The 12,181-nt window shown below is 41.8% G+C and carries 9 protein-coding genes; 4 read left to right on the top strand and 5 right to left on the bottom strand.

Annotated elements, in window-relative coordinates; all coding sequences use genetic code 11:
- Position 1: 1 nt before the first annotated feature.
- Together BCU94_RS08725 and BCU94_RS08720 are read right to left on the bottom strand one after the other, a co-directional pair.
- A complete protein-coding gene (locus BCU94_RS08725) occupies positions 2-1,210 on the bottom strand; it encodes a polysaccharide biosynthesis/export family protein (protein ID WP_102439629.1) in 1,209 nt (402 codons plus the stop codon).
- 39 nt (positions 1,211-1,249) lie between these two features.
- Complete coding sequence (locus BCU94_RS08720; RefSeq protein ID WP_076542877.1) at positions 1,250-1,645, bottom strand: STAS domain-containing protein; 396 nt, start codon at positions 1,643-1,645, stop codon at positions 1,250-1,252.
- A 537-nt stretch (positions 1,646-2,182) separates the two neighbouring features.
- Between BCU94_RS08720 and BCU94_RS08715 the strand changes: the two genes are divergently transcribed.
- Positions 2,183-2,521 carry a cytosolic protein gene (locus BCU94_RS08715; RefSeq protein ID WP_102476161.1) on the top strand — a complete coding sequence of 113 codons (339 nt, stop codon included), beginning with the start codon at positions 2,183-2,185 and terminating at the stop codon, positions 2,519-2,521.
- 126 nt (positions 2,522-2,647) lie between these two features.
- On the opposite strand, the gene BCU94_RS08710 is transcribed toward BCU94_RS08715, so the two are convergent.
- Together BCU94_RS08710 and BCU94_RS08705 are read right to left on the bottom strand one after the other, a co-directional pair.
- Complete coding sequence (locus BCU94_RS08710) at positions 2,648-3,040, bottom strand: ATP-binding protein (protein WP_102439627.1); 393 nt, start codon at positions 3,038-3,040, stop codon at positions 2,648-2,650.
- Between the two features lie 143 nt (positions 3,041-3,183).
- Entirely contained in the window at positions 3,184-4,368 is a 1,185-nt protein-coding gene (locus tag BCU94_RS08705) for a SpoIIE family protein phosphatase (protein ID WP_102439626.1), read from the bottom strand.
- Positions 4,369-4,621: 253 nt separating this feature from the next.
- Between BCU94_RS08705 and BCU94_RS08700 the strand changes: the two genes are divergently transcribed.
- The gene (locus tag BCU94_RS08700; RefSeq protein ID WP_102476160.1) at positions 4,622-8,137 is read left to right on the top strand and encodes a PAS domain S-box protein; all 3,516 of its coding nucleotides are present in this window, start codon (positions 4,622-4,624) and stop codon (positions 8,135-8,137) included.
- A gap of 19 nt (positions 8,138-8,156) precedes the next feature.
- Positions 8,157-9,659 (top strand): sigma-54 dependent transcriptional regulator, encoded by a 1,503-nt coding sequence (locus tag BCU94_RS08695; protein ID WP_102476159.1) that lies wholly within the window; start codon positions 8,157-8,159, stop codon positions 9,657-9,659.
- A 107-nt stretch (positions 9,660-9,766) separates the two neighbouring features.
- On the opposite strand, the gene BCU94_RS08690 is transcribed toward BCU94_RS08695, so the two are convergent.
- Positions 9,767-11,236, bottom strand: a complete 1,470-nt coding sequence (locus tag BCU94_RS08690; protein WP_102476158.1) for a capsule assembly Wzi family protein — start codon at positions 11,234-11,236, stop codon at positions 9,767-9,769.
- Between the two features lie 263 nt (positions 11,237-11,499).
- Between BCU94_RS08690 and BCU94_RS08685 the strand changes: the two genes are divergently transcribed.
- Positions 11,500-12,129: a tRNA-uridine aminocarboxypropyltransferase gene (locus tag BCU94_RS08685; RefSeq protein WP_102476157.1), complete on the top strand. Its 630-nt coding sequence runs from the start codon at positions 11,500-11,502 to the stop codon at positions 12,127-12,129.
- Positions 12,130-12,181: the final 52 nt, after the last annotated feature.

The following is a 12,181-nucleotide window of genomic DNA, read 5'->3' as shown; positions in this document are numbered from 1 at the left end:
CTTACAACCATCCGATAAGGGTTGTTGGCACGACCAATTCAGTTACTGTTCTGGCTATTTCACGGATATTAGTTACGCGAGAGTCATAACAGGCAAGTCCATCACCGGGGAGTAATACTGGGTTTGATTCATTATTCCAGGCCGTTTGAATTAAGCCATCAATTGAGCGTTCGACAATATCTATTTGATTAGATAATGGATTTTTAGTCACTAGGATAACGTAACGACTGGCATTGGTGGTTTGGGCACCACCGACACAGTTGGCCGCAATGGCGCCATTTAGCAAGCGGGTGCCGTAAGGAAAGCGTGTTGCTTCACGGTCTACTGCTGACTGACTATTTGAACTTGCAGGTTGCGTTAAGTTTGACATAAATACCCTGATCCCTGGTGTTGTCAACTGAGAAGGTCTGGCTAATTGATCATTAAATGAATGCGTCGAAGGAACATGTACATGATCGCCAGCCATTAAAGTCATGTTTGGTACTTTCTCTCCCGTTAGCATACCACGTAAATCCATATTGAAAACCTGACCATTACGGATGACCTTAATTGCTGAAATATCAGCATCTGGGCGCACCCCACCAGAAGACTTCACCGCGGCGGCTACATTACGCTGAATGGCTTGGTCACCAGCAAAGTTACTGCCATCATCTTTAAGTTCAATGGGGAGTTTTTTGTTGATCATGTGCTGACCTGGCTCAAATACTGCGCCAGAGGTGGTGATTTCAATAGGTGCCCAGCTAATAGGTAATATACTGATACGCACCGCATGGGCCAACATCAGATTTTCATCGATTAATATGTTTCTGATTTGATTGTTTAATTGATTAAGAGTCAGTCCTGTAACTGAAATTGGCGGTAAATAAGGCAGATAGATATTGCCGTCGGCATCTACTTCCACATCTTTACTAAATTCATCACCATTGAGTATTTTTACCGAAATTTTATCCCCTACAGATAATGACAACGCTTGCTGGGTATCAACCACCATCGACTTATTACCGAAAATTGGCGCAGTAGGGAAAGTCGTATGGTTTGAGGTCACAGCGCTGACCTTTCTGTTATAAGGCGTTTTTTGGCCAAAGTAATGGCAGCTAGTGAGTTGCTGCTCTAAATCACAAACATCTTGCTCAGCTGGTTGCATAGGGGTCACGCAAGCGGTTAAGCCTGCGATAATAGCGATAGAAAGTAGTGATTTGAATATGTTCATTTCTGTTCCCCTTTACGTCCGTGATTTAGTGGTTCCTGCTTAGCTTGCTAACTCTGAGATGATTTGTTCATCAAAGTCAGAGGGTTCAACAATGCTGCTATGACGCAAAAAATCTAACGCTAACGCCTCAGTTTCAAAAATCTCAAAAATATGGTGTAGGCGCGTTAATTCAATTAATGAACGTACCGCAGGACTAGGTGACAGTAATACGATGTTGCCTTGATAATTAAGCGCTTGATTACGGGCGGAGATAAGCACAGATAAGCCACTTGAATCGATGTACTCTAAATGCTGCATGTCGATAACTAAGCGGGTATGGCCTCTATCAATATAATCAACCAGTGCCGCTCGGTAAGTTGGGGTATGAGCCATAAACATTCTGATAGGTAATGTTACTACACTTGCATGTTGGGCTACTTTGATTTCAAATTTCATAACCTGCTCCTAAACATCTATTGATGCGCTAACTTTGATTAACTAAATCGTGATGAGATAAATGACGTCTAAAATTGAATGGGTGGATTAATCATTTATCCTCTGCTTAATCTATAGTTAGCAGGATGCGTGCCAATTATTTAGTTGTTATTAATCAGTGGTTTGAGGTTTTGTTTTGCTGTCGTCTGGCTGTGTGTTGCTTATTGCTAAGCTTTAATTGCGGTTTAAAACTATGTCGTTGCAGAATGCAAAAGCACTGATTACAACTTCACGACCTAGTATTTGCAATTCGCAGTATTGATTTAGTTTATATTGCAGGGAAGGGTCAGCCTAAGTACAGATAATATGAATTTTCGATAAAACGGCTTTGGTTTGATATGGATTGTTTGATATAGAGTGTTTGCTAACTTGTATTTGGGCAAAGACGTATTTCAAGTTGGTTTATGAATGTCTGGACATAACTTTAGCAACTAAATATCTACTAGGTTCTTTCCTAGTAGTGATAAAATATCCGCATTAGAATAACCGAGAAAATCTATGTTTATCCATCATGTTAACGGCATCGACTGGCTGGTGATTACAGCTTTTGAAGAACTTAAAACTTTATATATTGAAGAAGCTGGTGCGATCCCCTTTTGCTTCTCAACCGCCAGCGAATTGAACCTGATTGATCAAGCCAAGCGCACTTATGGATATTTGCCTGCACTCAGCGGCGTAATCACAGATACTGGCACTTTTCAACGTCAGGATAACGAAGAAGATTTGAACCCACAACTTGCCTGCATAGTTGAGGGGCGTGGTCGGGTATTTATCTATCACGGCGGCTTTGTGGCTTTTGTGGATGACGAGCAAACCTTTATTACCCGAATGGACTGAACATTATTCAGTAAGTTGAAATCGGCGAATTGGCATCCTTAGCCATGCAAAGCTGGATTAACTATGTTGTTATCGCTAATGCTTATCAAAGGTGTGTCGCTATTGGTTTAAATTCCGCCCAAAGCATTAGCCCAAGTTTATACTTAATCTCAAGTGAGTGCCTAATACCGTTGCCTGTTGCTGCACCTGATCCATCCATTGATGCATTATCCATAAGCCGCGGCCGTTGGCTTTGTGTTTGTTAGGACAAGTGCTAGGGGGGGCTAGTGGGGTAAAGTTTGAGTTATCTAATATATCAATAATCAACTTGTTATCGTTTTTCTGTAATAACAGCTTAATATCTTCAGCGTCATCAGCGCTGTGCTGTTGCACATTATTGGTGGCTTCGAGTGCACAACTGATGAGTTTGAAGCGTTGTAATGGCTCAACCTTATTGCTGATCAAAAACTGTTCTAGTTCGTCATAAACTTGATCTGCTGTCATTGAATTGATGCTTATGTTCAATTGAGTGTTATTCATATTAACTCCTTAAGCTGTGGGTCACTGTGGGTTAATTCAAAAATATAAGCTGTTAATTTAAGTGCTTATCTTCGTTCTAAATCTAACTCTATAATCAGCAATAATTGGCATACAGTTATCATCACAATGATTGCTATAACTTTTTAATCGGGTGCGGTAAATAGTAGCAGTGACATATCATCTTGGGGTTGCGACTGCTGCCAAAGGTTGAGTAAGTAACTTAAGTGACTCAATAAATTCGCCGCTGGCATGGCTTTAGCTGATAAGCAGCGCTGTTTTAAGCGCTCTAAGCCAAACATGCCAAACTTTGGATGATTAACTTCATACACGCCATCTGAAAACAGCAGTAGTTGCTCACCCGGGTAAAGTTGGTATTGACCACTTTGGTATTGGCAGTGTTTATCAATACCAATTGGCATACCTGTGGGCACATCGATGCTTTGCACATCGAGTTTAGAAATGATTAATGGTAATGGGTGACCTGCATTACACAGTTGTAATTCATGGGTGTTTATATTGATTTTACCTATCATTACAGTGGCAAACTGGCCCAAATTACCAGGATCATCAAAGAGATTGTTTAAGGCATTCATGACCTTTTCTGGCGATTGCTGCCAGTTCATCCTTTGGGGTGATAAGCCTTGGGCGAGGGTAAAACTGAGCATAGCAGCACTGGCACCGTGACCCGATACATCGATAACATAGAAGCCTATCCACTGTTCATCAATTTCAAAGCATTGCAAAATATCGCCTGCAAGTTCCTCTGCGGGTTCAAAATAATGTCGGATAGTCCAATTATTGAAGGCTAAATTATTTTTTGGCAGTAAGGATTGCTGCAAAATCGCAGCTTGGGTCAGTTCAGACTGTTTTTGAGAAAGTAAACTTTGCAGCTGTTGCTTACTTTCAAGTACCGACTTTTTTGCTTGAATGAGCCTTACTGCAGCTTGAATTTTGACTTTTAATACTGAGGCCAAAAAAGGTTTGGTAATGTAATCATCAGCACCTGAGTCCATAGCATAAATCATGTCTTGAGTTTGATCGTTACCGGTTAAAAGCAAGAAGTAACCGGGATCTGTTTTGGTCTTTAGTCTTTTACACAGCTCAACACCGTTCATCCTAGGCATGCGCCAGTCGCTGACAATTAAGTCAAACTGCTGGGTACGGCACTTCTCCAGTGCCGTTAAGCCATCTTCACATTGCACCATCTCAAACTGTACATTTTCCGGCTGAAAACTTTGAATTAAACTGGCAATGTAATAGCGTTCACTGAATGTGTCTTCCACTAACAGGATGGAGATAGTCGACGTTGACGCATTAGCATTTTGCATGGCGATTCTCTATTAAGTTTGTTTAATAACTTATTAAAGCAAAAGCTGTTCCATAATTTTTAAATAATAAAATCAGGTGGTTAAACAGCTTTCTAGTAAGATTTACTATTTGCATTTTCAGATTGGGAATAATTTTTTGCAAAATGCGAACAGGTAATTCATAGTGAGTAATAATGTAGTAAACATTTGCTTTGGAATAGATTTTTGACAGGGTTAAACAGCGCTGTTTGCAAAATGCATCAGGAGAAGGAATTTGTCATTTAGATTAAAAGCGATAATTGCCATTGGATTAATGCAAGTCGTACTATTACTGATGCTAATTGTTAATAGTTTAGCTGTTATCAAAGAGACCAATCAGCAAGAAGCAAGGCAGCAAGCTCAACTTGCAGCGCAGCTGGTGGCTAATAGTATTAACCCTGATAAGGCCCGCGAGTCCATCTTACTGCTTAAACAATCTTTAGAAGCCCACCACATTAGCCATATTGATTCAATCGAAGTATCCAAAGCAGATAAGCTATTGTATTCGGCTCAGCGTAATGGCCAAGGCATGTTTGAGATCATTAAAGCTGTGACCCCAAAAGAGCATACGGTTGAGGTGGTGGCAGTATCTAATAATGGCACTGGCATTCAAATAAGCGTACTTGTTAATACCGATGAATTTGATAATAGCGTTGAAGCAGTGGCGTTGAAATATAGCGCATTAATGATTTTAGTGATCATTTTGATTTCATTTTTATCTTGGTATCAGGGCCTTAAGCTCATCAGACATATTTTTAATATTCAGCATGCCTCAAAGCGGGTGCTTGAAGGGGAATCAGGGGTGCAAGTGGTTGAGCCCGGCACCCAAGATATCACCGATACGACTAACGCCTTTAATGCCATGCTTAAAAACTTGGATGAAAAACGCAGTGATTTACAAGGTGCCAATGTTCGCTTAAATACCATATTAGATTCAGCGGCTGATGGCTTTGTCATTATTGATGTTAACGGCGTGATTAATGAAGTGAATAATGCCGTCAGTAAGTTATTTGGCTATGAAAAAGCACAGCTTATTGATGAAAATGTGTCTATTTTAATGCCGATGGCAGATCGCTTTATGCATGATGGCTATATCAAGCATTATCTTACAACGGGTGATGCAAAAATTATTGGTAACAGTCGTGAGTTAAAAGCGCAGCATAAAGATGGCAGCTTATTTCCTATCGAGCTAACCATTTCAAAAATGCAAATTGATGGTGAGATTCTATTTTTAGGCTTTATCAAAGATTTAACCGAACTTAAAAAAGAGCAACAAACCGCTGCCAGAACTCAATCTATTTTGGTGGCAACCATTGAAGCCACCCATGATGCGTTAATCTCTATTGATATTAGCGGCAGAGTGGTTGAGTTTAATGCTGCGGCGGTCAAACTGTTTGGCTATGAGCGCGAAGAGGCATTAGGTGAAAGGCTGGAAGATTTAATTATTCCCGCAGGTTTCCATAGTGCCCATAAAAATGGCATGGAGCATCACCGCCGCACTGGTGAAGGGCCTGTGCTGAATAATCGCATCGAAGTTCCTGCCCATAATAAAGCTGGCGAGGAGTTTCCGGTTGAATTGCGGGTGATCCCCATTCAATTAGGTGATGAAATGTTCTTCACCGCTTTTTTACGCAATATTTCAGAGCAAAAATCCAGAGAAGAAGAATTAAGATTAGCCAAAGAGCAAGCAGAGGCGGGCAGTGAAGCTAAGTCACGATTTTTAGCCACTATGAGCCATGAAATTCGCTCACCACTGAATGCCGTACTTGGCAGTGTTGATTTGCTTTTAGACTCTCAACTTGAAAAGGGCCAGCGCATGTATGCTCGCGCGGCTAAAGAAGCGGGCTCAGTCTTGTTAAGTACCATTAATGATATTTTGGACTTCTCGAAGATTGAAGCTGGGCAAATGCAACTGGAAGCTAAAGAGTTTCAACCTGATAAGTTAGTCGCGCAAGTGTTACAGATTTTGTCCCATAAAGCCCATGATAAAGGAGTGCATCTTGGCAGTGTTATTGACCGAGATGTACCGCAAATTTTAATCGGAGATGCGCAGCGTATTAGGCAAGTGCTGCAAAACCTGGTGGATAATGCGATTAAGTTTTCAACCGATGGGTGTATTGCTGTTGAGATTGAGATTATCAACCGCGATAACGGCAAGGTGCAACTGAGCTGTAAGGTAAAAGATCAAGGCATTGGGATCAGTGAAATATCACAACAGAAGTTATTTAGAGAGTTTTCTCAGGTTCATGACACGCATACCACCAGTTATGCAGGTACAGGCTTAGGCTTAGCCATATGTTCTGAACTGGCTAAAATGATGGGGGGCAACCTCAGCGTTCAAAGCCAACTAGGCCAAGGAAGTGAGTTTACATTAACTGTGGTACTTGATGAACCTGCTGAAATAACAACTGTTGATATTGCTTTATCAACAGCGCCTCGGGTGTTAGTGATTCACCCCGATATGACCCTTTGTGAGTTAATTGAAAAGCAATACCGCCAATATGGCGTCGAGACATGCTTTGCGCATCAGCTCAGCGAGCTTGATAGTCAATCAAGCAACAACGGCCAATTTGATGTCATCATGCTCGATGAAAGCTGTATTTTAGACTGTGAACATCAAAGCGTAGAGGGCTTATCAAATCGCTATTTGACTAAGACAGGCTATATCACGGCTTTGTTATCTGGGGTGAATACACAAGTGCAGGCGCGCAGTACTGACTTAGGCATAGTCGAGTCTGTCAGCAAGCCGTTAAGCCGAGAGATATTACTAAGCTTAATCAGTAATGCCAGTAATGTAGAAAAGAGTGATAAGCAGATCATTGAAAGTAAATTAACCCTGCCTGATGGCTGTAAATTATTACTCGCAGAAGATAGCCCAGTAAACCAAATGGTCGCAGGTACGATATTGACCAATAGCGGCGCAGTCATGACCTATGCTAATAACGGTGTAGAAGCGGTAGAGATAGGGTTAAAGCAAGAGTTTGATTTAATTTTGATGGATATTCGTATGCCTGAAATGGATGGCCTTGAAGCGTGCCGTAAAATTTTAGCCAGTAAGCCTGATCAAATTATCTTGGCCATGTCAGCCAACGTATTCAGTGAAGAGGTTGCAGCATGTAAAGACGCCGGCATGCTTGGGTTTATTGGTAAGCCGGTTAAAAAGCAGGATTTGATCTCTGGGATAAATTACTGGTTAACTCAGGTGAAGGGCAATGCTAATGACGCGATGGAAATAACTCATGAGGTTAGTGACGAGGTTAGTTATATTGCAGCAGAGAAAGAAACTCACATTAAGCCAACAGCTGAGGTAAATGAAATCCTATTAGCTGACACCTCAAACGGCTTAATAGCTGAAACCACACATGAAACTATAACTGAAACCATAAATGAAACAATAGCTGATGATGTGTTGTTGGATCAGCAGGTGTTTGATGAGTTACTAAAAGCGGTAGGTGAAGCAAGCTTAGTTAAAATGATGAAGGTATTTCATAATGAAACTAAGATGCGTATCGATATTTTAAAAACCATCACTGCCAATGGAAGCCGAGCAGAGATTGAAGATCAAGTTCATACCATTAAAAGTAGTGCAGGCAGTTTTGGGGCGCAAAAGTTATCTGAAGTAGCCATTTTACTTGAGGCCGCAGCCAGAACCGAAGATGAACCTTTAGCCGCATTATTTGAGCAGATATTTGTGGTTGCTGAGCAAAGCTTGACGTTAATTGAGCAACGATTTGATATCGGTCATAAATAATTAAATAAGGAAGTTACCCATGGGATTTAGTGCCGTTCTTGTAGAAGATAGTATGTCATTAGGCGCATTGTACAGCGAATACCTTTGTGCCGAAGGCGCCGAAGTCACCTTGGTTAATTTTGGTGAAGATGCATTAAAAGAACTTGCCCGTAAACAACCAGACTTATTAGTGTTAGATATTAAATTGCCGGATATGTCGGGAATGGATATTTTGACCAAAGTGCAGCAAGACTACACGCAGATCACCGTCATTATGATCACTGCTTATGGCACCATTGATTTAGCCGTAGATGCCATGCGCGCCGGTGCGTTTGATTTTCTAGTTAAGCCTTTTGATAGTAAAAGGTTGGCGATTACTGTGCGTAATGCTCTGAAGCAAAAAGACTTATTGGCACTTGTGACCAATTATGAAAATAGCCTCCCAAAAACCAATTTTCATGGCTTTATTGGTGACTCCTTAGCCATGCAAACCGTATATAACACCATTGATTGCGTGGCCAACAGTAAAGCGTCAGTGTTTGTGATGGGCGAAAGTGGCACAGGTAAAGAGGTTTGCGCCCAAGCGATCCATCAAGCAGGAACACGAGCACAAGAAGCTTTTATTGCTTTAAACTGCGCCTCAATTCCGAAAGATTTAATTGAAAGCGAAATTTTTGGTCACACCAAAGGTGCGTTTACTGGCGCTGTGAGTAATCGTGATGGCGCAGCAACTCGTGCTGATGGTGGCACTTTGTTTCTTGATGAACTGTGTGAAATGGATTTAGAGTTGCAAAGTAAATTGCTACGCTTTATTCAAACTGGGGTATTTCAGCGTGTAGGCGGCACTAAAGAAGAAAAAGTTGATGTGCGTTTTATTAGTGCCACCAACCGAGACCCATGGAAAGAAGTGCAAGAAGGACGCTTTCGGGAAGATTTATATTATCGCTTACATGTTATCCCTATAGAACTGCCGCCTTTAAGACAAAGGGGCAAAGACGTGATGTCTATTGCTAAAAAGCTGTTGAAGCAATACAGCAAAGAAGAGGGCAAATCTTTTAAACGTTTCTCTACCGAAGTTGAACGTTGCTTTGTCAATTACCCATGGCCAGGTAACGTGCGTCAACTGCAGAATGTGATCAGGCAAATTGTAGTGCTTAACACAGCCGAAGAAGTGTCTTTGGCCATGTTACCTGCGCAAATGACTGCGCAAATGACTGCGCAAATGAGCACCGCAGTGTCATTGTCGATGACAGATTTAAACACCTCAGCCGCACCAGTAGAGGCAAAGGCGCATTATGCAAGCGAGTCAGGCTTTGAAAATGCGGCTCAACAGGCCCTACAAAAAACAACAGAAACAGCTCCTAATCAACAAACTCAGGTCGTTGATGATGATATACAGCCATTGTGGTTAATCGAAAAAATGACCATTGAAACCGCTATTGAGCAATGTGACGGTAATATTCCAAAAGCCGCGGGTTTATTAGATGTAAGCCCTTCGACTATCTATCGTAAAAAGCAGCAATGGGAAGATAAAGGTTTGTAGTTTAAAGAGTCTGTTTTAGCTTTAGTTACATAGGAAATACAGAAAAGCCCATCAAATGATGGGCTTTATTATATTTCAGTGTGTTAATTTGCTATTGTGATTAGCAATTAAAAATCGCGTTCCCAACCAGCGTAAACGGTGGTTTCCCAATCGCTGCTGGTATCAACTTCAGGATACTCACTGTAGCCAACAGTGCCGCCAAGTTTTAACTTACCTTCATAAAATGGTCGGTGGTAACTGGCATCAAGCTGCAACAAACGCTCATAACGGCCAGGGGATACCGGATTTCCACCAGTTGGGTTACCAGTGTCTACCCCATCAAAGTTAAGTTTGGCATAACGAAACTTAGTCGATAAGCTTTGGCTATGTTGTAGTTGAGTAATACCACCTAACACCACAACGCGAGAATCATTATCATAGGTGCTGCCTAAGCTGCGGCCATAGTAACGATAACCACTTTTATAAAAGCCGTGTTCATACATGCAGTTGTAGACGTTAGAGTCTTCGCCACAGGCAGCTGCAGTATCTGAGTATTCAGCAAAAAAACGGGTGTTAAGTGAGGCAATAAAAACATCAACCCCACCCATGTTTGAGGCGTTAATCAGCTTATGTTTGCCATTGTGATAGTCTTCGTGGATGCGCTCGTAGTAAATACCATAAGGTACGCCCCAAGCGGTATCAGACCATCTAAAATCGTAACCTGCGAGCATGTTTTCTTGACCGTTTTCAAGCTCACCTTCAGACATCCCGCCATTAAATAAGCCATCCCACCAATCAGACAAGCTGTTGCCGTAGCCTTCACCGCCCCATTGCATGGTCCAAGAAAAGCCAATTTCTAATTTTGAAATGGGTCTTAGGGTACCACGAGCGCCCCAATGCTGGGTGTCAGGCACATAGCGATCACTTTCCATTTGGCTAAAGCTGGTGGTAAAGGTCCACGGACCAACCCAGTTTAACCAAGGGGTTTCAAAGGCATTACTGTCATTACGAGAAAAGGTAATGCCTGGCATAGGTCTGGCATTGGTGGTTTGGATTAAACCTGAGTCCCAACTTGGGCCCCAATATTTTTGCACTGCGCCGCCAGTGACAATCCAGTTACCCAGTTTGACTGCTGCAAAGCTATTATCTAGGCGAGTTTCATTGCCATCTGCTGAGTCGTAATGGTAACTCGCTGCTAAGCGGCCACTAAACCAGTCTTGGGTGACTTCTGCTGTAAATTCAACTTCAGCTTTGTCGCGATAGTCATTACCGTAACCAATAAAGCGAGCTTTTTCATTGGCGCCACTTAAGCTGGCACCTAAAGTCACAGCTTGATGATCTTTATTGTAAGCGCGCATCACACGATGATAAGCATCTTTTTGATGCACCGACATTGGGCTGTCAGCAGCATTATCTAAATCTTTTTTTATCCCAGACCACATCAAAGGAAAGGTAGTCACAGGCTGAATAATAACGCCAGTATCAGAAAGTAATTGTATATCTGCTCTAAGCGGCAAGTCTGTAGGTTCCACCCACCAAGCGGCTTGGGTAGAAAAGCTAGTAAATAGTGCTATCCCTGCTAGTATTTTTAACTTCATTGAATGCTCTTTGGGGTGAAATGACTCACCAAATGATAAAAATTAGTTGTTAGCGCTATGATAACAGCCAATTGTGTAATTAACGTATTGAGAAAAGCAATTTTTACTGAATGTTACAAAACACTCAAGCCTCGCGGCACAAAGATAGCCAGTTAGTTACAAAAATTATTGATGCAGCCTGAGGATTAATTTTTTGTATTAATTGATAATTAGTCAATGATTAGCGCAAGCAGCGAATGGCTGCAGAGCAGTAGGCCTGCAAAATGCAATCCTGTAAGCTAGTAAAATTAAGCTGCCAGAACTGTTTGGCAGAGATTCGATATTTTGAAAACTGTGAAACTTTATATATGAAAATAGTGTTATTAACCCATGAGCGAGAGCTAACCAGAGCAACCAATACTGGCCAGTGGGTTACGCAAGTCTTGGCTGATGCTGCGCCGGTGATCACTTGGCAACGTAAATCCCCAAGTGATGAGTTATTGCAAATGATCGCCTCAGGAAAAGTGGCTTTAGTGTTCCCATCTGAAGAGGAGACAAACCCGTTAAAGGTTGATGATGAGGCTTTTTCAGAAAAGTCGTCTAAGGCTGCAGTTATCCCTTCATCTACTACTTCTAAACCGTCAGCTTTAGCTCAGTTTGATGCGCTAGTGATCATCGATGCCACCTGGCAAGAAGCGCGCAAAATGTATAACCGCAGCCCTTATTTACAGGCGCTTGAAAAAGTCAGCTTAACGCCGAAACATGCATCTTTATATCAATTAAGGCGCAATCAAGTAGAAGGGGGGTTATGCACTGCAGAGTGCGCGATTGAAATACTCAATGAGATTGGAGAAAACGAGCTGGCCGCTGAAATTACCGCGCTATTATTGCAGCAGTTGAATCTCAAGGCGTAAACTCAACAATATAATAAAAGGGTGAGAAACTTGAGTATACAGTAAAAACCAT

This window comes from Shewanella sp. 10N.286.52.C2, from assembly GCF_002874545.1.
In the GTDB taxonomy this organism is placed as follows: Bacteria; Pseudomonadota; Gammaproteobacteria; order Enterobacterales; family Shewanellaceae; genus Shewanella.
Note: the sequence above shows the minus strand (reverse complement) of the source record. Positions and strands in the feature narration are given on the sequence as shown.